Annotated in this window: 18 protein-coding genes, 1 pseudogene and 1 riboswitch; of the genes and pseudogenes, 4 read left to right on the forward strand and 15 right to left on the reverse strand. The window is 40.0% G+C overall.

The window, feature by feature from the left end; genetic code table 11:
• Window positions 1-76: 76 nt before the first annotated feature.
• The 3 genes from CUU66_RS23960 to CUU66_RS03505 form a co-directional block, all read right to left on the reverse strand.
• Window positions 77-235 carry a hypothetical protein gene (locus tag CUU66_RS23960; protein WP_180955139.1) on the reverse strand — a complete coding sequence of 53 codons (159 nt, stop codon included), beginning with the start codon at window positions 233-235 and terminating at the stop codon, window positions 77-79.
• Between the two features lie 558 nt (window positions 236-793).
• Complete coding sequence (locus CUU66_RS03500; protein ID WP_180955140.1) at window positions 794-3,268, reverse strand: transglycosylase domain-containing protein; 2,475 nt, start codon at window positions 3,266-3,268, stop codon at window positions 794-796.
• A 295-nt stretch (window positions 3,269-3,563) separates the two neighbouring features.
• The gene (locus CUU66_RS03505) at window positions 3,564-3,773 is read right to left on the reverse strand and encodes a hypothetical protein (RefSeq protein ID WP_101640292.1); all 210 of its coding nucleotides are present in this window, start codon (window positions 3,771-3,773) and stop codon (window positions 3,564-3,566) included.
• 261 nt (window positions 3,774-4,034) lie between these two features.
• Between CUU66_RS03505 and CUU66_RS03510 the strand changes: the two are divergent.
• Window positions 4,035-4,478 (forward strand): annotated as a pseudogene (locus tag CUU66_RS03510) (universal stress protein); the annotation flags it as partial.
• Between the two features lie 65 nt (window positions 4,479-4,543).
• On the opposite strand, the gene thiT reads toward CUU66_RS03510, so the two are convergent.
• Window positions 4,544-5,128 carry an energy-coupled thiamine transporter ThiT gene (gene thiT, locus CUU66_RS03515; protein WP_101640294.1) on the reverse strand — a complete coding sequence of 195 codons (585 nt, stop codon included), beginning with the start codon at window positions 5,126-5,128 and terminating at the stop codon, window positions 4,544-4,546.
• 105 nt (window positions 5,129-5,233) lie between these two features.
• Window positions 5,234-5,334, reverse strand: a riboswitch (TPP riboswitch).
• A gap of 322 nt (window positions 5,335-5,656) precedes the next feature.
• Between thiT and CUU66_RS03520 the strand changes: the two genes are divergently transcribed.
• Window positions 5,657-6,967, forward strand: a complete 1,311-nt coding sequence (locus CUU66_RS03520; protein ID WP_374702961.1) for a hemolysin family protein — start codon at window positions 5,657-5,659, stop codon at window positions 6,965-6,967.
• Window positions 6,968-7,007: 40 nt separating this feature from the next.
• On the opposite strand, the gene CUU66_RS03525 is transcribed toward CUU66_RS03520, so the two are convergent.
• Together CUU66_RS03525 and CUU66_RS25280 are read right to left on the reverse strand one after the other, a co-directional pair.
• Window positions 7,008-7,628: a DedA family protein gene (locus tag CUU66_RS03525; protein WP_101640296.1), complete on the reverse strand. Its 621-nt coding sequence runs from the start codon at window positions 7,626-7,628 to the stop codon at window positions 7,008-7,010.
• Between the two features lie 182 nt (window positions 7,629-7,810).
• Window positions 7,811-8,002 (reverse strand): Lmo0850 family protein, encoded by a 192-nt coding sequence (locus tag CUU66_RS25280; protein WP_101640297.1) that lies wholly within the window; start codon window positions 8,000-8,002, stop codon window positions 7,811-7,813.
• 760 nt (window positions 8,003-8,762) lie between these two features.
• On the opposite strand from CUU66_RS25280, the gene CUU66_RS03535 reads away from it, so the two are divergent.
• Window positions 8,763-10,136, forward strand: a complete 1,374-nt coding sequence (locus tag CUU66_RS03535) for a hemolysin family protein (protein ID WP_101640298.1) — start codon at window positions 8,763-8,765, stop codon at window positions 10,134-10,136.
• 766 nt (window positions 10,137-10,902) lie between these two features.
• Here CUU66_RS03535 and ytvI read toward each other — a convergent pair.
• Window positions 10,903-11,934 (reverse strand): sporulation integral membrane protein YtvI, encoded by a 1,032-nt coding sequence (ytvI, locus tag CUU66_RS03540; RefSeq protein ID WP_101640299.1) that lies wholly within the window; start codon window positions 11,932-11,934, stop codon window positions 10,903-10,905.
• Window positions 11,935-12,280: 346 nt separating this feature from the next.
• Window positions 12,281-13,063 carry an undecaprenyl-diphosphate phosphatase gene (locus CUU66_RS03545; RefSeq protein WP_101640300.1) on the reverse strand — a complete coding sequence of 261 codons (783 nt, stop codon included), beginning with the start codon at window positions 13,061-13,063 and terminating at the stop codon, window positions 12,281-12,283.
• Between the two features lie 447 nt (window positions 13,064-13,510).
• Between CUU66_RS03545 and CUU66_RS03555 the strand changes: the two genes are divergently transcribed.
• Complete coding sequence (locus CUU66_RS03555; protein ID WP_142383697.1) at window positions 13,511-15,061, forward strand: N-acetylmuramoyl-L-alanine amidase; 1,551 nt, start codon at window positions 13,511-13,513, stop codon at window positions 15,059-15,061.
• A 36-nt stretch (window positions 15,062-15,097) separates the two neighbouring features.
• Here the strand turns inward: CUU66_RS03555 and modB are convergent, their stop codons facing one another.
• The 7 genes from modB to CUU66_RS03575 all read right to left on the reverse strand — a co-directional run bounded on the left by modB (window position 15,098) and on the right by CUU66_RS03575 (window position 19,851).
• Window positions 15,098-15,763, reverse strand: coding sequence for a molybdate ABC transporter permease subunit (gene modB / locus CUU66_RS03560; RefSeq protein WP_101640303.1), 666 nt, complete (start codon window positions 15,761-15,763; stop codon window positions 15,098-15,100).
• Window positions 15,760-16,560: a molybdate ABC transporter substrate-binding protein gene (gene modA, locus CUU66_RS03565; protein WP_101640304.1), complete on the reverse strand. Its 801-nt coding sequence runs from the start codon at window positions 16,558-16,560 to the stop codon at window positions 15,760-15,762. The genes modB and modA overlap by 4 nt, the downstream gene beginning before the upstream one ends.
• 109 nt (window positions 16,561-16,669) lie before the next feature.
• Window positions 16,670-17,608, reverse strand: coding sequence for a magnesium transporter CorA family protein (locus CUU66_RS03570; RefSeq protein WP_101640305.1), 939 nt, complete (start codon window positions 17,606-17,608; stop codon window positions 16,670-16,672).
• 22 nt (window positions 17,609-17,630) lie between these two features.
• Entirely contained in the window at window positions 17,631-17,762 is a 132-nt protein-coding gene (locus tag CUU66_RS24685; protein WP_257967883.1) for a hypothetical protein, read from the reverse strand.
• 418 nt (window positions 17,763-18,180) lie between these two features.
• Window positions 18,181-18,309 (reverse strand): hypothetical protein, encoded by a 129-nt coding sequence (locus CUU66_RS24690; RefSeq protein WP_257967884.1) that lies wholly within the window; start codon window positions 18,307-18,309, stop codon window positions 18,181-18,183.
• A gap of 151 nt (window positions 18,310-18,460) precedes the next feature.
• Entirely contained in the window at window positions 18,461-18,598 is a 138-nt protein-coding gene (locus CUU66_RS23965) for a hypothetical protein (protein ID WP_180955141.1), read from the reverse strand.
• Window positions 18,598-19,851, reverse strand: coding sequence for a helix-turn-helix domain-containing protein (locus tag CUU66_RS03575; protein ID WP_180955142.1), 1,254 nt, complete (start codon window positions 19,849-19,851; stop codon window positions 18,598-18,600). Before CUU66_RS03575 ends, CUU66_RS23965 begins: the two co-directional genes overlap by 1 nt.
• Window positions 19,852-20,054 lie beyond the last annotated feature (203 nt).

The following is a 20,054-nucleotide window of genomic DNA, read 5'->3' on the forward strand; positions in this document are numbered from 1 at the left end:
TTAGGACCATACTAATGATTATAGGTGCAATAGTAGTAATAGGATTCATTGTGAATGCTTTATCTTAAATCTACAATCATACAAAAGGCGTGATTCTTTGGCTGCACAGAACGCTAATATCATCACTGCACTCATTAAATACACCGCTTACTTTATTATCATAATCGGTATAGCCTGGATGATTTTTACCTTCATCCTTTGACCCTCTTGCTTGATTAAGCAGGGGGTTTTTCATTTTCAAGCAACTTCGGGCCAGGTTTCCCGGTATTATAAGATATTCTCCTGATTGCACTGCCATAGCCCTGTATTTTCTTCTTTAATCATAACAGCCGTCTCTAATCCATTAGAGACGGCTGTTTTTCATTGGCTGTTTTCGCAAACTTTGTTGTTATTGAACAAAGGGGTTGATTTACACTACAGGATGCTCGCTTTCCGCGGGGGCGGGCGCTGAGCCTCCTCGGCTTCGCCTGTGGGGTCTCAGCTGTCCCGCTGCTCCCGCACAGAAAAGCGGAAAGCGGTGCCTGCCCAACATAAATATTAAACGCTCAGTGATAATCCCAATTGATATAAAATTCTAAACAAATTGGCAGGCAGAGACCCGACAAGCATAAGACGAGCCGGCTGTGGGGAGTGCTTTTCTCCCCATAGACGGATTGGCTTATGACTCGAGGGTCTAAAGCCTTGAGCTGGTCCAAGGAGTCTCGCACCTTACGTTCCAATCAACCTATTTAACAATAGGGAAGGTTCACCGAACTATTAAAAAACAACAATCATTTAGAAAAGAGCATTTTCATTAATTAGTATTATTTTGTTTTTCTTTTTGTTCCTTTACAGCTTTATTCTTTGCGGTGTTATCCTTTGCAGCCTGGTTTTTAGTCTGAGACTGCTCAGGTTCAGGTTCTCCGGGTACCCTCGGCTCTCCTTTATCTCCTGTATCTCCTGTATCTCCGGGATCTGGTGTACCGGGTGTCTCTGGTTCAGGCTCTTCCGGTTCAGGTGTCTCCGGCACCGGTTCATCCGGTTCGGGTTCAGCAGGCGGAGGATCTGCTGGAGGAACAGCTGGAGCTTGGGTGGTATCTGTTCCTTCAGCTTCATCCTGAGAACCAGAGGTTGTTGGTGCTTCACGTTTTGGACTTTCTTTTGTTTCCTCCCCATTTCGTTTTTCCTGTTGAGGTTCCTGAACTGCGGGAGTCTCTGGAGAAACATTTTGTTCATCAGTAGTGTTTGCAGGCTGGGATTCCACAGGCCGATCTTCATCACTTTTTTGTTGAGAGAATGGCTCTGTCCACTTCTCCCAGCTATCTTTCAAGCGCTTCTTTTGGTCTTTCCAGAATTGTTCCCTTGCCTTTTGTCTTTCTTCCTTCATATATGCTTCAATACTCTTCACATTGAAAGACTTAGGTTCTTTATTTTGTAATGCCTTGCTCATTAGTTCCCTGAACAGCGGGGCAGCCCCCTCACTGCTTGTAGTCGTTAAATAATGGTTCTTGTCCGTTTTATCATATCCCAGCCAGACAGCACCTGCCAGCACTGGTGAGTACCCTACAAACCATTGATCCTTGACTCCGTCAATACCTTCAATTGGTACCTGTGTGGAACCTGTCTTCCCGGCAATTTCCCATCCTTCCACGGCCGCGGCCCTGCCTGTGCCCTGCTTTACAACCTCCATCATCATGGCTGTCATTTTCTTGGCAACTGCTTTATTTGTTACTTTTGTTTTCGTTTCTTTCCATACCGCTATTTCTTTTCCTTCTGCATCAAGAATCTTAGTAATCGTATGCGAATCCACTCTTTCCCCGTTGTTAGGAAAAGCCGAATAAGCCTCTGCCATTTCAACGGGTGATACTCCATTTGTATGTGCTCCAAGGGCCAGCCCTAATCTTCGGTCTTCCTCCGTTAGCGGAATACCGAATTTTCGGACTGATTCCATACCTTTATTTATCCCAATTTCGTTTAGCAGCCAAACAGCCGGGACATTCAGAGACTTCATTAAAGCCTCATACATCGGTACTTCGCCCTTATATTCATCATTATAATTGGAGGGTTCATAGTTTCCGAAATTCATTTTTTCGTCTTTTAATTCTGCCGAAATGTCAAACCCATTTTCAAGTGCAGGAGTATATACCGCCAAAGGCTTCATCGTGGAGCCCGGCTGTGTCTTTAATTGTGTAGCCCGGTTATACCCTCTGAAGGTATGCTCCCCCCTGCCGCCGACAAGCGCATTAATCCCCCCTGTTTTGGGATCAATTAAGACCGCTCCGCTCTGTACAAGCGCTCCATCTGTTCCTTTAGGAAATAAATCATCATTTTTATAGACCTCTTCCGCTGCCTCCTGCATATCCTGGTCCAGTGTAGTATAGATACGATAACCGCCTGTTAGTAATTTGTCCTGGTCTAATTTATATTTTTTGATTGCTTCCTCAAAAACAGCATCTACAAAATGTGGATATTTTCCCTTGAGCGGATCTCCCTTGTCCGATGTATTAAGAGCAAGTCCTTCTTTTTTAGCCTTCCTAAACTCTGACTTCGAGATAAATTTATATGTTACCATTTCATCGAGGACCAGGTTACGCCTTTTTATGGCTTTATCCTTATTGTTGAATGGATCCATTTCACTCGGTGCCTTAACTAAACCAGCAAGCATGGCAGCCTCACTAATGCTTAATTGTTTGACTTCTTTTCCAAAATACACCTGAGAAGCTTTTTTTATTCCCCAAGCACCATGCCCAAAATATATTTGGTTTAAATACATTCCCATTATTTCACTTTTGGAAAATTTTTTTTCGACTTCTTTTGCTAAAAAGTATTCTTTAAATTTCCGTTTATACGTTCGGTCTGAATTCAGCAGTGCGTTCTTGATTAACTGCTGAGTAATCGTACTGCCTCCCTGAACGACGGCCCCAGCTTTTACATTTGCTGCGGCTGCCCGGAATATTCCCTGATAATCCACACCATCATGTTCATAAAAGCGATGGTCTTCAATTGCGACCACTGCGTCCTTCACATGGTCAGGAATCTGCGAAATAGGAATGGTTTCTACCTTATTCGCTGTTATTTTGCTGGCTAATTTACCATTCTTGTCATATATCTGAGTTGGCTGATACATGGTATTTTTCAGATTACTGATATCAGCGTCAGGATCAATAAAGTGAAAAAATCCCGCTACAGAAAGTGCTGCTGCAGAGGAGAAAACAGCCGCCAGTTGAAAGAACCTTTTTGGATTCAACTGCTGAAATCCCCTAGTAAAGAACCCTCGAAAACCCTTCATAGAACTCCCCCATTAATCAAGAAAATACTTATAGAAATATGTAATAAAACTAAAATCATACGTATTCTATACCCTCTCGCTTTCCAACTCACACCTCGTTGGTATGGTTTTGTATTATTTTGCCGGCTGCTGCTATATCCAAATATTAACAGTTAGTTCGTTGCTGCCATTCCTGTTTAGAATGCTATACAGGCGCGCCTGCGGCCAGTAAAGGCTGTTATCCGGTTATCCGTCTGTTAAGTGCCGGTACAGTAATAAGCTGGAAGCTTTACAAAAACAAAAAAGCAATAAACGATTACACGTCCATTGCTTCTTTTTTATGTTTTTCCCTGAATGGATATTCTATTTCCAGCGGTTCTGTACTAGCGGAGAGATCTCGATAGAGAGCCTCCAAGTACATATATACGATTTGTTTAGTTTTTTCATCAGCACCAATTACACAAAGATGTTGTAAACAGCGGGTTATTGTCGGGTGCCTTTTACAATCGTTATCGGATTTCTGCATCCCAAATCACCTCTTTTATCCATCATAGGATAATCCCCAAATTTTAACATTGGACTTTTGTCATATTTTTCGACAAATATTTGTAATAATCAAACAAATAAGCAATTTCTAGATAAAATTCTGCATTTTCAGGGTATATAACTACTATATCTACTCTAATAATAGCGGAGAGAGAGGGATGAATATGAATCTTTTCAGACATATAGCAGTAGCCTACGATGGAACCATTGAGGGAAAAGACGCGTTAAAGTTGCAAGGGATTTAATAAAAGCGAACCCAGATACAAACTTAACTGTCCTTCACGTATACGATGGAAGCTCAGGATCTTCTCCTGACGGGGTCTTTCCGATGGGGAAGGAAAATGTATATGTGGATCCTGCACAGATTCAGCCTATTGTTACCCCGCCCATTGGTTTCGATCATGCAGGTGTTCACCCTGTCAATCCTGAATTACATGACCCTATCACCGAGACCGAAACAGCAGTGAAAGAAACACTTGGTCCGTCTATGTCTGATGCCAGGTTTGAAGTGTTAGACGGCAATCCTGCTGAAAGCATATGCAGGTTTGCGCAGGAAAATCAAGTAGACCTGCTGGTGGTCGGAAGCAGTGGAAAAAGCGGTTTAAAAAAATTCTTTACCGGCAGCGTCAGCGAAGGAATTGTAAAAGAAGCCCCATGTTCAGTCCTTATCGCCAAAGGAATGTAGCTGGTACATCACGCCTTTAAATCATAAAAGCCTGCTGTCGCAGGTGAGACAGCAGGCTCTTTGTATTATGTTAAGACATTTTTAAATAATGTACGGTGGGCTGTAGAATACAATAGAATGGCGATGATTGCAGAGAGTATAAAGCTGACCCCCATGTATGTGCCGTTATAGACTAAAGAGTATAAAGCAACTGGCTGTCCTTCTGGAGCATATGAACCAAAAAAGACGATTCCTGAAGCAAAATGGCATAAGAATCGGAGGAAACTTCCTGTCAGTATGCCTGCTGTCATTAACGTATATGATTTCTTTCTATTGCCTTTAAGGAAGCTGTTTTGAATTCCCCGGGCAAATATTCCTGCAGTACCGACAAGCATAAATGCTAAGGGATAGTCCAGAAACCCCTGTACAGGGTGTGCAATCGAAGCAAAACCTGTCACAATCTGCAGCAGTCCAAGCAATAAGCCGGAAAAGAGACCCGCCTTGATTCCCCATCTGAAGGCCATGATAAAAATCGGAACCATCGCAATGGAAATAGATCCTCCCTGCGGCCAAATTCTAGAAAAAATGAATTGGGACAACAGATCCAGCAAAAGAGCTAATGCTGCAAATACAGCCACTTCCACCATCATTAATACATTACTGTTTTTCACACTTCTTCCCCCTTTAAAATAAAAGGAGCTTTATCCCAAGAGCAATGTTACAGAGCAAAATAAAAAAACAATTCGCGAAAGGTTACGGATTCCCCACAAATTGCTTTTATCCTATAACCACATCCCTACGCTAGCACTAACTAACAGGTTCATAGGGTCAGAACTCATTCGTTCACTCTCAGCCTTGGGCTCCCCTTGTGGAAAAACTTTTATTTAGTTTTGTCATTTAAAATATACTACCTTTCGTCTCCCATAACAAGAAAAAGTTATGAAGAAATGTAATAGTACTCTTCAATATATAGAACACTAACAAAATGCTACCAAAGGAATTAAGCTATTCTTTTGTCCCAAGTCCATTATATTGTTTGAACCAGCCTATACTTGAGTATATAACTTGTAAAAGACATGTTTTTAGGAGAAAATTTTTACTATAATTTATAATTTTAACTATCCACGTTCTTATTTGAACATACGGGAGGTGACACCTTAACCGCACGTGGGCGGATTAAGGATACTTACTTGGAATTCATGAATTTATTTTTTGTTTTACTGTTGATTGCAATTACGGCGTTCTTCGTCGCTTCTGAATTTGCAATCGTTAAAATCAGAACTACACGCATTGACCAGCTGGTTGAAGAAGGTAATACCAGAGCCATTGCGGCCAGGAAGGTTATCGGTGATTTGGATGAGTATCTCTCGGCCTGCCAGTTAGGAATCACCCTTACTTCTCTAGGACTTGGCTGGCTGGGTGAGCCGACTTTTCAAACGCTGCTTGAACCTTTTTTCCATAAATTGAATCTGCCTTCGCAGATTACTCATCTTATTTCATTTATACTGGCATTTTTTATCATTACTTTTTTTCATGTAGTGACCGGGGAGCTTGCACCGAAGACCTTTGCTATACAAAAGACAGAAAGTATTGTTTTGGCAGTTGCCAAACCCTTGATCTGGTTCAACCGGATTGCCTTTCCTTTTATCTATACATTAAATAAATCAGCCTCGCTATTTACAAGATTATTTGGTCTAGAACCTGGTTCTGAACATGAGCTGGCACATACGGAGGAAGAACTGAGGATCATTTTATCGGAAAGTTTTAAAAGCGGGGAGATCAATCAGTCGGAATATCGATATGTAAATAAAATCTTTGAATTTGACAATAGGCTGGCTAAAGAAATTATGGTTCCCCGTACGGAAATCGTCAGTCTAATGAAAGATGATACAATAAAGGACTTTCTTCAAATTGCGGAAGAAGAACAGTTTACCCGTTATCCGATTGTGGATGGAGATAAGGATCATGTGGTTGGAATGATAAATATCAAAGAAGTGTTTTCAGCTTTAATTAAACAAAAAGACACTTCAACAACTCTTGAAGCTTATATTCGTCCTGTTATACGAGTGATTGAAAACATTCCGATTCATGATTTACTTGTTATGATGCAGAAGGAGCGGATCCATTTAGCCATCCTCATGGATGAATATGGTGGAACCTCAGGCCTGGTGACGGTCGAAGATATCCTCGAAGAGATTGTCGGTGAAATTCGGGATGAATTTGATTTAGATGAGGTTCCAGAAATTCGTAAGATTAAAGATGGCCATTATATTCTCGATTCAAAGGTACTCGTTTCAGAAGTGAATGATTTATTAGGGTTAGACCTGAATGAAGAAGATATCGATACGATTGGAGGCTGGATGCTGACTGAGAAATATGAAGTCCAGGCCGGAGATTTCATTGAATGGGAGTCGTACTGCTTTAAAGTCCTTGAAATGGATGAACACTCCATTAAATATATAGAAGTAACAAGACTGCCAGAGAGTCAGGCTCCTGAAGAATCTGAATAAAAATAAAAATGGTGTGAAGTAAAAGTTCACACCATTTTTATTATTTCTTATTGTATTTACGCACAGTTGTGATGGGCGGGGTTTTTTTCTTCTTCCAGAAATAGTAGAGTAAAGCTCCCACAAGCGCTAAAATAATAAATGGAGTGACATATGGGGCTGCCTCCTCTTTTATATTCCCCCAATTTTCACCAAGCACTGTACCGAGATAGATAAATCCAATCGTCCACGGAATAATGGCTGCAACGGTATATCCCGTGAATTTTAAAAACGACATTTTTGCAATGCCAGCAGGAATTGAAATGGCATGGCGGACTACGGGAATAAACCGCGCACTAAAGATGACACCGCCTCCGTAATTTTGGAACCACTTTTCGGCAAGATCTATATGATGTTTATTAATCAGAATGTACTTTCCATACCTTTCAAGGAACGGTCTTCCTCCAAAATATCCAGCCCAATACAAAAACAGCTGCGCAATCGTTCCTCCTATAACACCGGCAATTACCGAACCGGCAAAGTTAATCTTCCCCATGGATACGAGATATCCGCCATAACCTAATACGATCTCACTTGGTATAATTTCTATCATTAATCCCAGCGCTACTCCAAAGTAGCCGAGATCGGCGAAAAACGTCAATAGCTGCATTACTAAATCTTTCATAGTCGTCCCCTCTAAACTAATTTACAATATCTCTAGGATACCTCAAATCTACCGTTTTGAAAATAAGTCCAGCACCTGCTATTCATCCTTATTTCAGTTCAGGACAAACTATGCCTAAAATCCATTCATCCTTCACTACCTGAAAAAACACACCATAGCCCGGTGTGTTCTTAACGATATTATTACTGTTTTCTATCTTTTAGATAGGGCATATGATTACTCGAGGAATTAGACGGTAAAGCGAGTAAGGTTGGATCTATTTGGAATAAGTTTTTAAAAACTTCCAATCTGGATTTGGTTTTCTCTATTTTAATACCCTTGTTTTTGAACTTGACGATTATTTCGCTTTTCAAGAAGTTCACCTCTAATCCCATTGAGTGTTTATCTCCACTTACATATTCCCAGACTTTCCTTAACTTAAACTTAACTTTTTTTAGATTTTTTCAATATGTATGTAAAAAACTTCCTGAACCCTTCCGTAAGAAATTGGGGAAGGCAGTACCTTTTTACCTTATACTATCTTATGCCATAGAAACAAGTAAAAAAATATTACGAATTGTTTACAAATTAGCCCTTTTATTCTATCTGTAACACATAAGGCAGCTTTGTATCCTGGCTGAATCCCACCTCTTCCCCTTAATCGTATTTTCTGTTTCCTGCCACATACGTGCAGAGGCCTTTTGAGGAAAGGATTAACCATGCAAATCATGAACCAGGCTGTTTGGAAACCTTTAGGAACCTTGTGACAGCTAAGCTTTGTTAAACGAAAATTTTTCCGAAAATAGTTTAAAAACCCTTAATATCAGGTAAAAACCTTCCATATAAATGTATTATATTCTTATTTTTCTAGAGTATTTGACTGAATTAACTAGATTTTTTATACTTATACTTAATTCTGGAAATGAGGTGATGAGATGGGGGATTGACAAAGGGAATAGCTGGCGTTATATCTCTGCATTTGCATCATCCAATACTTCAGGAGAAATTGAATGTATTTTTAATCCCAGCTTACTAGATTTCACGGTTTTTCACTGATTTCTTTAGTTTTGGATCAGATGCTCCTATAGTTTAAGAAACCTAAAACTTCAGGAGGTGACCTCCTTTCTCTCTGTCGTATGGGAGAAGGAACCTTATTTGGACATAATAAACTTGGTTTTTATAGCCATTTTAATTGCTTTGACAGCATTTTTTGTTGCTTCAGAATTTGCAATTGTGAAAGTAAGAAGCTCAAGAATCGATCAGCTGATTGAGGAAGGAAAAGAAAACGCGGTACCAGCCAAGAGAGTAATCAGTAATCTTGATGAGTATCTATCAGCCTGCCAGTTAGGAATAACCATTACAGCATTGGGTCTTGGGTGGCTTGGAGAACCGACATTTGAACATCTGCTGAATCCATTGCTTGCCCGCCTTAATCTTCCCTACAGTGCAGTGCAGATTATCTCTGTGGCCATTGCCTTTTCATTTATTACCTTTATCCATGTGGTGATCGGCGAACTGGCACCTAAGACGATTGCGATTCAAAAGGCAGAGCTCATAACTCTTTTATGCGCCAGGCCCTTAATGATATTTTATAAGATCATGTATCCGTTTATCTGGACTTTAAATGGGTCTGCAAGGATGGTTACCCGGTTACTTGGCTTTAAATCCGTTTCTGAACATGATGCGGTTCACTCCGAGGAGGAACTTCGCCTCATTCTTTCTGAAAGCTATAAAAATGGTGAGATTAACCAGTCTGAATTTAAATATGTGAATAAAATCTTTGAGTTCGATGACCGCATCGCCAAAGAGATCATGGTGCCCAGAACCGAAATAGTCACATTATCCAATGAAGATACCATTGCTGCCTTACTTTCCATTGTCCAGGAAGAAAAGTTTACCCGTTATCCTATTATTGACGGGGACAAGGATCATGTAATAGGTATGGTAAATGTAAAAGAAGTATTTACTGATATGATTTCCAGCGGAAACCTTGTCGAATCAAGGCTTGAAAGCTATATTCGTCCAATTATCCGGGTTATAGATAATATCCCGCTTCATGATCTTCTCCTTAAAATGCAGAAGGAACGGATTCAAATGGCAATCCTGATGGACGAATACGGCGGGACCTCTGGTCTTGTGACCGTTGAGGATATATTAGAAGAGATCGTAGGAGATATTCGTGATGAGTTTGACCTTGACGAAATTCCGATGGTCCGCAAAATAAATGACGGTCATTATATCATGGAATCTAAGGTTCTGATAAGTGAGGTAAATGATCTGCTAGGTTTAGAGATTAACGATCAGGATGTGGACACGATCGGCGGCTGGGTTTTAACTGAAAACTTTGAAATTAAGCAGGGGGATGTTTTAACATTTGATTCCTATGATTTCAAAGTCCTCGAAATGGAAGACCATCACATAAGATATATTGAAATTTTGAAAAAAGAAGTACAGACAGAAGAAGTTCCCAGCATAGCGATTTCCACTGCTGAGATTGTCTCCCCATTAAATAAAAAGGCTGCCCTTTAGTATTCGGGCAGCCTTTTTCCTACTGGTTTTGGGCTATGTAAAAGTCGGAATTGTTGTGTGACACTATTTGATTGTATGCAAGACTCATAGGGAAAAAGCGGGTAAGTGCCCGCCGCCTTACCCGGCAAGAAGACCTGCCTTAAAGCGTCCTTCATAAAGGCGATGAAGGACAAAATCAGTGAATATGTTGACGAAAACGGCCTTCATCCGGGCGATGAAGGACAAAATCAGTGAATAAGTTCATGGAAATGTCCTTCATCCAGGTGATGAAGGACAAAATTTGTACCCGGCGACCTTAAAACGTCCTTCATAAAGGCAATGAAGGACAAAATCAGTGAATAAGTTCATGAAAATGTCCTTCATCCAGGTGATGAAGGACAAAATGTATATCCGGCGGCCTTAAAACGGCCTTCATCCGGGCGATGAAGGACAAAACTTGTACCCGGCGGCCTTAAAACGTCCTTCATAAAGGCAATGAAGGACAAAATCAGTGAATGGGTTCATGAAAATGTCCTTCATCCAGGTGATGAAGGACAAAACTTGTACCCGGCGACCTTAAAACGTCCTTCATAAAGGCGATGAAGGACAAAATCAGTGAATGGGTTCATGAAAATGTCCTTCATCCAGGTGATGAAGGACAAAATTTGTACCCGGCGGCCTTAAAACGTCCTTCATAAAGGCGATGAAGGACAAAATGTATATCCGGCTCGGACCGCCTGCGAAGAGCGGGCGTCCTTCCCTGCAATCACCAGGCCGTTTAACACAGCTAAATCTTAAAATGAAAACGGATGGCACCTGCTCTTTTTAATGTATCAAAGACAATGACAAGGGCGGGACCGAGGAATAAACCGACAAAGCCTATTAGTTTAAATCCAAGATATAAGCTGATTAATGCGGCCAGGGGGCTGAGGCCCATATTTGTAGAATAAATCTTGGGTTCAATGATTCTTCTTACGACCGTAATGGTCATAAACAAAACAATTAAACCAATACCAAGGCCCTGATGTCCCTGAAGCAGCGAAATAACCGCCCAAGGCACTAGAACCGATCCAGTGCCTAAAATCGGCAGAATATCTACAAATACAATTAGTATGGATAAAAGCAGTATATAAGGGGCTTTTAGAATCCATAAGCCAATGGAAGCCATCGCAAAGGTCACAATGCTTAAGATGATCTGTGCTTTGAAAAACCCTATGCCAGCTTTAGTCAAATCATTGAAAACCAATGACAGCTTCTTTGAAGTTTCCGGCTTAAGGAATTCTTTGATTCCCCGTTTAATCCGGGGAAGCTCGAGACTGAATAAGAAAAGGGCAACCAAATATATGAGAAATTCTATTAAAAACCCTGGAATGAGAGTTACAAGGCCAATGATATTTTGAACAAGTTTTTGGAAGAATACCTCGAGTCCGCTTATCCCTTTTTCCATTGTTTCTTCTATTGAAATAATAACATCCTTTGGAAGTGACTCGGAGTAGCTCTCCCATTTATAGATGGAAGGCAGGAATACAGTTTGATAGAGCTCCCTTACAAAGCCCGGGACAATCTGCGAAGAGTTGATGATCTGCCTGCTTAAAACAGAAATACAAAAATAAACAAAAGATAGAAGCCCTCCTGTATAAATAAGAAAACTTGCCAACACGGACCAGCGCCTGGACAATTTTGCTTTTTCCTGTATGGGCGCTACCAGGCTTTCTAGCAGCACAGCGGTCACAAAAGCAAAGATTAACGTCCAGGAGTAAGGCACAAGCAAGATGATCAATGCGAATATAACAATTCCCCAAATCCATTTAATTGACATATCTCATTTCCTCTCTAATCTCAAACTGGCAGGCTCTCCCTCAAACCGGCATTACATAATTTTTTTGGTAAAACCGGATTGATTTAACGGAAAGCATAGGGAAAATATATTCCCGACCTCGTTCCCAATGAGGCGGAAAATTCATATCCTAATATGCCAGTACTCATTTCTTATACGAACGAGCATGTAAATTAGTTTCACCTTTTTTGATTTAAAAGGCTAAAGTAAGACCCTGACGATGATTTGACCGAAGCAGCAGGAAATCATCCCGATTACAGTTCAAGAATAGCCAGTCCTAAATGTTCAGCACCAGCAGGCTGGGCCTCGAAAAAAATCTATATGAAGTTTAAAACCTTCCAGTGTTTTGCATAATAAGAATAAGTGCACCGAGAATCCATACATACACAGCAAATACTTTCAATGAATGGTTTTTGAGGTAGTTGATCATCCACTTTACGGCAATATATCCAAAGATGGCTGAAGCCAATATACCGATAATCAGGGAGTCCATAGGAATATTTTCAGCCTTCCCCTGTACAAGATCAAGGGACTGAAGGACGATCGCACCTGCAATGGCAGGTGTGGACATCAGGAAGGAAAAGTATGCTGCCGTCTCTCGGTCCAGGCCCCTGATTAAAGCTGCGACCATTGTAAATCCTGAACGGGAAATAGCCGGAAATATTGCAAAAGCTTGAAATACACCAATAAATAAAGCGTCGCCGTATGTGATATTGTCCATTTTCTTTCTTCCCTTTTTTATGGACTCAGCAAACCATAAAAACAATCCCGTTATAAGGAATTCCCAGCCAATGGTTACTCCTGTTTTGGATATTTCGTCAAAAAAATCGCCAAAAGCCAGGCCCACTATGACAGCAGGGATCGTTCCCAATACTAAAAGCCAGGTTAGTTTTCCAAACGGATTCCGCAATATTTTAAGAAACTCTTGTCTATAAAAAACAAATACAGCGAGCAGCGTACCCACATGCATCAGGGTATCTAGGAGCAGCCCCGCTTCCTCTAATCCAAACAGATGTCTTCCAAGATATAAATGGCCTGTACTGCTAATTGGCAGAAATTCCGTTAAACCCTGGATAAGTCCCAAAATAAAAGCTTCAATCTTAGTTAACATATTGATTCTCCTTTTTAATAACGATTTACATCAGATTTGCCTATCCGACGATACTGGCCTTATTAGCCCTCATGAGTTAACTATATTCAAATGTGGGTATAATTAATAAAGAAAATGATTAAAATATCCCCAGTTGAAGCAAAATAAGTAAAACATATAAGGAGGTACCCCAAATGAAGCTTATAGAACTGTGCAGAAGTTGTCAGGGACGTGGAAGAATACCATTTCTTCAATTTTTTTCTAAGCCTTGCACGAAATGTAAAGGACATGGGAAAAAAGTAACTACCCTCAGAAACCATTTCTAAACCTCTAAATCCCTATTTTTTTCCCATTTTTAAGAAAAAAACACACTTTTTGTGACTTTTTTCTCTTTTTTTCATCTAATTTCGTAGTATAGTAGAAATAGCTTCCAAAAAGATAGGATTCTACTATATATGGAAAAAAGAGGTGAGTGTAATAAAAAGAATACTTTCGGTCATGTTAATAAGCTGCATCGTCTTCGCAAATCTACTCTTCGTCAATGGCACCCAGAGTCAGGCAGCTGGCCTCCAGAATGCAAAAGTGACTGCAAGCATTCTGAATGTGAGGTCTACGCCTACTACAAAAGCTACTATCTTATGGAAGCTGTCGAAAGGACAGCAAGTTCAAATCACTCAGACTGGTAATGGCTGGTCGAAAATTCGCTATCCAAACAAAAAGGATGGCTGGGTAAATAGTTCTTATATATCCGTAATTAATCAGCCAGCTGCAGTCAGCAGCAAAACACTATATGTTACCGCCACAAGCCTAAATCTTCGAAAAGCTGCATCCGTCAATTCGACTTCTCTGACTTTGCTGAAAAAGAATGCAAAAGTAACAGAGCTGTCCAGAAGCGGAAGCTGGTCAAAGATTAAATACAGCAGCTACACCGGCTATGTGTCAAATAAATATTTGACAGCAAAAGCACCTGTCTCTGCGCCTAAAAAGCCGGCAGCAGTTGTTGCTGCAAAGCCTAAAACGCTTTATGTAAGTGCAAGCAGCCTGAATCTTAGAAAAGCTGCCACCGTTAACTCTGCTTCATTGACGATCTTAAGCAAAAATACAAAGGTTTCGGAAAGCTCCCGCTCCGGAAGCTGGTCAAAAATTACATACAAAAGCTACACCGGCTATGTATCTAATAAATATTTGACTTCTACAGCCCCGGCTCCTGCAGCAGCAAAACCTGCCCCGGCACCTTCTGTTCCTGCAAAGCCTGCCAGCAGTGTTGAATATGTAAAAATTATTACCAATGACGTCAATCTTCGCAGCGGTCCTGGTGAAAAGTACAGTATCCTGGATAAAGCTGATACCGGAGAAAAGTTCCGTAAGCTCGGTTCATCCTCTGGCTGGATTCAAATTGAACTGCCGGACAAACGCAAAGCCTGGGTAGCCGATTGGCTCATCACGTATAATGTGTCAAATACACGAGGCCTTAAAGGTAAAACGATTGTACTTGATGCAGGGCATGGCGGAACGGATTCCGGAGCTGTCGGATATAGTCCCTCACTGAAGAAAGCCATAATGGAAAAAGACCTTACTTTCAAAATGGTTCAGAAGACCGCTATCCATCTTCGGAATGCGGGTGCGAATGTTATATTGACAAGAAGCACTGATGTAAAGCCAAGTTTACAGGCACGTGTTGATATTGCGGAAAAATATCGTGCAGACGCCTTCGTAAGTGTCCATTACAATTCTGGCTCTGCCTCTTCAACCGGAGTGGAAACATTCTATTATTCTCAAAGTAAAGATAAAAGACTTGCAGACTGTATCCAAAAAGAAATGGTGAAGGCCTCAGCTCTTCGGGATCGTGGAGTTAAAAAAGGAGATCTTCATGTAATCCGTGAAAACAGCAGGCCAGCTGTACTTCTGGAACTAGGCTTCATATCAAATAAAGCGGAATTAGATAAAATTCTGGCTGACAGCTTCCAGGACGCCATGTCCCTTGCTATTTATAACGGATTAAAAACATATTTCAATTAATGATTACCCCTTTAAGCAAATTGCTTAAGGGGTTTTTTACTCTTTATTATATACTCTTAGCAGCAGCAATAAAGTGAATGAAATAAGAACGATCATCAGTACCCAGGACCAGGCCTGCGCCTCGTTCCCAGATTCCATCGCAATGTATATAGCTGTAGGGACCGTCTGGGTCTCACCTGGAATATTGCCGGCAAACATTAACGTAGCACCGAACTCCCCTAAACCTCTCGCAAAGCTCAGGGTGATGCCAGCTATCAGCGACTTAACTGACAATGGCAGGGTAATGCTTGTAAAGACTTTCCACTCACCTGCCCCTTCAACCCTGGCAGCATTTTCAATATCTTCGTCTATACTTTCAAATCCTGTCCGGGCTGATTGATACATCAACGGAAACGCAACAACTACTGAAGCAATTACACCAGCCCACCAGGTAAACATGATCGGGTGATTAAAAATTCTTTCGATGAAGATTCCCCCAGCCCCGCTCCGGCCGAAAATAATAATCAGCAAAAACCCGATTACTGTAGGAGGGAGTACCAGCGGAAGAATCATAATGGTCTCAACGACAGCAAAACCGCGGAACCGCTTGTTTGCCATCATTCTGGCTGCTGCTGTTCCAAAAATACAAACAATGACCAATGACACTGCACTAACCTTTAGAGAAAGCAGTACCGGCTCCCAAAAATCTATGGTTAAATTCATTTAAAACCTCGTACGGTATACCCATTCTTCTTGAATACCTTAAGTGCTTCTTCACTTTTTAAGAATGCAAGGAATTCAAGGGCAGTCTGTTTATTCTTGGTCCCCTTCATGATTCCAAAGCTATAATCGATCTTGGAATGAGTATCATCTGGTGCTTCAGCAGCCAATGTAACTTTCGCAGACGAAAGCGCATCTGTCTTATATACAATCCCGGCATCTACATTTCCTGTCTCTACATATGTAAGAACCTGCCTGACATCTTTGGCGTACACCAACTTCCCCTCAACTTCGTTCCACATCCCAAGATTCTGCAATGTTTCTTTCGCATACTTCCCCGCGGGAACCGTTTCGGTAATCCCGATAGAGATCCTATTAACTCCCGTTTGTGTAAGGCCTTGAAAACCATCTTCCACACTTTTAGTTGATTTCGGAACGACTAAAACAATAGAATTGCCAACAAATGCTTCTGTATCCTTCCGCTGCATGAAGCCTTCATCTATTAACTGTTCAATTTCTTGGGATGAGGCTGAAAGAAATAAATCAACAGGGGCACCGTTAGTAATTTGATGCTTTAGAGAACCTGATGCTCCATAATTAAATCTGATTTTCGTCTTCTTATGTGCTGCACTATAAGACGGTCCTAATTCGGAAAGTACCTTTTGCAGGCTGGAGGCAGCAGAAATTGTAAGGATCTCCTCTTTCGTTTGAGGTGCAGATTTAGTTTCGGTTGAACTGCAGCCGCTTCCTGCAAACATGATACTTACGAATAAAAAAAGCATGGCGATTTTTTTTCCCATTTGCTGAAGTTCCTTTCATTATGTATACCCTATTATAATAGAAAACTCCTTTTTATTCTCATATTTTGATACGTAAAAAAGCAGCCCTTTCTGAAGGACTGCCCTGCGGTTAAAAGTATTTCTTTTTCCAGAATATAAAGGTCGTTAAAGCTGATAAGAACACAGCAAAACACATCGTGATCACAAATGCATGCGGGTTTTTCTCAAAAGGCAGAGCCACATTCATTCCATAGAAGCTCGCGACCATGGTGGGAAATGACAAAATGATCGTGATGGAGGTCAAGAATTTCATCACCATGTTTAAATTATTGGAGATGATTGAAGCGAAAGCATCCATCATTCCGCTTAAAATCGAACTATACGTATCGGCCATTTCAATTGCCTGTGTGTTTTCGATAATAACATCCGCCAACAATTCCTTGTCTTCCTCGTACATCTTCAAATGATTCAGCCGCAGCATTTTTTCTAACACAATTTTATTTGATTTAAGGGAAGTGGTGAAGTAAACTAAACTTTTTTCAAGTGAAAGAAAGGTGTAAAGCTCCTTATTCTTCATGGATTGATGCAATTCTTTTTCAGCTTCATCGGTCTTTTTATTAATCTGCTTTAAATAACGGAGATAATAAGAAGATATGATAAAAAGGATCTGAAGAGCAAACCTTGTCTTTTTATAGGTAAAGAAGCCCTTAATTTTATTATTCTTGAAATCTAATAAAATAGGAGTTTCTTTTAATGAGACCGTTATAAAACACTCCTCATTTATGATCATGCCTATTGGTATGGTCTCATAAATCGGATAACCCGCCTCATCATGGGTAATGTAAGGAAAATCCACAATAATGAGTACATTAGAATCCTCTTTCTCAATGCGGGACCGTTCCTCATCATCAAGGGCATCCTTAAAAAAGTTAACCGGTATATTCAATCTGCTGGATACCTGCTTTATTTCCTCTTCACTCGGGGAAAGCATATTAATCCAGCAGCCTTTCGTTATTTCGGGTATCGATTCAAAACTGCTGTTTTCGCTGGTCTTAAAAAATTCTATCATGTTTGCTGTCCTCCTCATTTTATTACGAGGAAGCAGCCGTACCTTTTAAAGAGCTGACATATTTGAAATAATCACTCCCGCTTGCTAAAAAGATAAAGCAGGCTTCCTCTAGTAAACATTCCGGATCGGGTTCGCTGGAACCATGGTTACTCAAAACATATCAACTCCTTTTATTAACAGTTACATTATCTTATACGAACGCTGGCGAAATGGTGCACTGGCCCAAAACACACAGCTACCTAAAAAATTATACTCTTGCCCAAGAAAAAAGCAATGGTAATCCTTCTTTATATAAAATAAAAGGCTGTTTTCGCAAACTTTTTTGTTATGGAACAAGGGGCTTGATTTCCACTACAGGATGCTCGCGCTTTCCGCGGGGCGGGCGCTGAGCGCCTGCGGGGTCTCACCTGTCCCGCTGCTCCCGAAGGAGTCTCGCACCTTACGTTCCAATCAACCTTTTAAACAATAGGGTAGGATCACATAACTATTAGAACAACAATCTTTTTAGAAAAGGACCAAATAAAAAGAGCATGATCGATTCATGCTCCGTAAAAGGGAGAAACACTTTATAATTAGTAGTTGCTGACTTTATCTTCATATGATTGTGGGTATTCGTGTTTGACTCCGTCAAGCAATAGATCTAACTTTTCAAGCATTTCGTGGATGTCACTCAAAGTGATTTTTTCATAGTTCGCTGACATGGGAAATCCCTCCTAGTATTAAATCGTTTCGCTCCCCCTGGAATCGGTTGAATGAAAAAGACAAGTCTGATACTGACTTGTCTTTATTCTTTGATTTAATTATAAGGTCTTTCCCATGACTTTTGTATTGGGAAAATTTGCGTGATTTTTATTACATTGGAGGAAGAATTACTTCCACTTTCTGGGGAGTTACAGTTTTTGATGCTGCTGAAGTAGTACCTGCTGCTGTAAAACCAAATGCACTGACAAGAACTGCTCCTAAAACAATACTACAAATAATTTTTTTCATCATAATGCTCCTTTCTTAGACAACTCTATATATTGATTATAGTAATCAAGAGATTTATTGGTTTCACCTGTCTCTGAATACTTTTCTGCAAGTTGTAAAACTACATCACGGGCTTCAGAAAAATGATTGTTATCCATATAGTAAGGATACACTATATTTTCCAAAAATGTATAGTATTTTTGTTGGGAAAATAATTGATATTTATACATTTTTGCTAAGATGATATATTTTTTATGCGTTTTTTTATTACACAAGTCCAAGACTTCTTCAATAAGTGGGGATATCTCAAGAGTATTAACATTTAGCTTTATGAGCGTTTCAATGTATGTTAATTTATTGATTATATCTTCCAGACTTCCCTTATGAAACGCCCCTCTACATTCTTGCAAAAGTTCCTTAGCCTTCTTATACTCTCCCATTTCTGTCAGCATGGCTGAATAATTATACAGAACTTGGTAATATAACTCTTTCATTGATAAAAGGCGAGTAATTCTTATTAAACTCCGATAAATCTCAGCAGCTTCCCTGTACATTTCAAGTCGCATATAGCTAATTCCGAGGATCATTTTTGTGTGAATAATTCTTAGGAAGTTATTTTCATTTTGATATATATTTAAAGCTTTGTTCGCCTGGATGATTGATTTTTCTGGATCATTAAGTCTGGTAGCACATAAAGCATTTTGATAATAAAGTTCTCCATTAAAAGTAATTGCCTCTGCAGGATTATAGGACATTAAAGCAACAAATTGTTCGTTTGCTTCAACTATTCTATTTTCACTCATTAAATAAAGGCCTATAAAAAAGGAATATAAGAGATTTTCAAAGGGTGAAAAATTATTATGTAGTTTTTCAATCACACGCTGAGTCTGATTGATCTTTTCATAATCTCTTTTATGATTGTAATATTTAAATAAGTACAGATGATATAAATTGATTAAATCTGTTGAAGAAGCAAACTCCTCCATGTCTCTTAGATAAGCAGCATATTGCTTATCAGCTGTCTCAAAATCATAAAATACCATAGTGTCATAAAAAGATTGCAAAGCCTCTTTTAATTCCTCATACTTCTCCTCTTCCTGCTCCATGTTCACATTCAGCTTTTTTAAGAGAAGTTCAACCGTCTCGGCATTTCCATCGTAACTATTATTCTCGATTTTACTCAGATGGGAGATGGAACAAATATCTTGCGCCAGTTCGGATTGAGTTAAATGATTTTTTAGGCGGTAATATTTAATAATGGACCCTAGTTTCATATTGTTCCTTCCATTTCCTATCATAGTATATACATTTTACTATATATACTGTTAGCTTCCAAAGATTTTTTGTCTGTTTTCATGCTGCTTATAGGCAGCAGCTTACTAAATTTTATTCGGACTGAAGGATATACATGACGGCCAATTCAAAATGGTACTCTTAGACTATAAAAAGAAAAAAGCATTCCGCATTGCTGGCAATG

This window comes from Peribacillus deserti, from assembly GCF_002863585.1.
Classification (GTDB): domain Bacteria; phylum Bacillota; class Bacilli; order Bacillales; family DSM-1321; genus Paraperibacillus; species Paraperibacillus deserti_A.

Excerpts from the sequence above, each read along its gene's own strand:
- CUU66_RS03570 (WP_101640305.1), bottom strand. The coding sequence starts at position 17,608 with ATGATAGAATTTTTTAAGACCAGCGAAAACAGCAGTTTTGAATCGATA.
- CUU66_RS03545 (WP_101640300.1), bottom strand. The coding sequence starts at position 13,063 with ATGTTAACTAAGATTGAAGCTTTTATTTTGGGACTTATCCAGGGTTTA.
- ytvI (WP_101640299.1), bottom strand. The coding sequence starts at position 11,934 with ATGTCAATTAAATGGATTTGGGGAATTGTTATATTCGCATTGATCATC.
- CUU66_RS23960 (WP_180955139.1), bottom strand. The coding sequence starts at position 235 with ATGAAAAACCCCCTGCTTAATCAAGCAAGAGGGTCAAAGGATGAAGGT.
- modA (WP_101640304.1), bottom strand. The coding sequence starts at position 16,560 with ATGGGAAAAAAAATCGCCATGCTTTTTTTATTCGTAAGTATCATGTTT.
- CUU66_RS24690 (WP_257967884.1), bottom strand. The coding sequence starts at position 18,309 with ATGTCAGCGAACTATGAAAAAATCACTTTGAGTGACATCCACGAAATG.
- CUU66_RS03525 (WP_101640296.1), bottom strand. The coding sequence starts at position 7,628 with ATGAAAGATTTAGTAATGCAGCTATTGACGTTTTTCGCCGATCTCGGC.
- CUU66_RS03520 (WP_374702961.1), top strand. The coding sequence starts at position 5,657 with ATGAATTTATTTTTTGTTTTACTGTTGATTGCAATTACGGCGTTCTTC.
- CUU66_RS03500 (WP_180955140.1), bottom strand. The coding sequence starts at position 3,268 with ATGAAGGGTTTTCGAGGGTTCTTTACTAGGGGATTTCAGCAGTTGAAT.
- CUU66_RS03505 (WP_101640292.1), bottom strand. The coding sequence starts at position 3,773 with ATGCAGAAATCCGATAACGATTGTAAAAGGCACCCGACAATAACCCGC.
- CUU66_RS23965 (WP_180955141.1), bottom strand. The coding sequence starts at position 18,598 with ATGAAAAAAATTATTTGTAGTATTGTTTTAGGAGCAGTTCTTGTCAGT.
- CUU66_RS25280 (WP_101640297.1), bottom strand. The coding sequence starts at position 8,002 with ATGGGATTAGAGGTGAACTTCTTGAAAAGCGAAATAATCGTCAAGTTC.
- modB (WP_101640303.1), bottom strand. The coding sequence starts at position 15,763 with ATGAATTTAACCATAGATTTTTGGGAGCCGGTACTGCTTTCTCTAAAG.
- CUU66_RS03575 (WP_180955142.1), bottom strand. The coding sequence starts at position 19,851 with ATGAAACTAGGGTCCATTATTAAATATTACCGCCTAAAAAATCATTTA.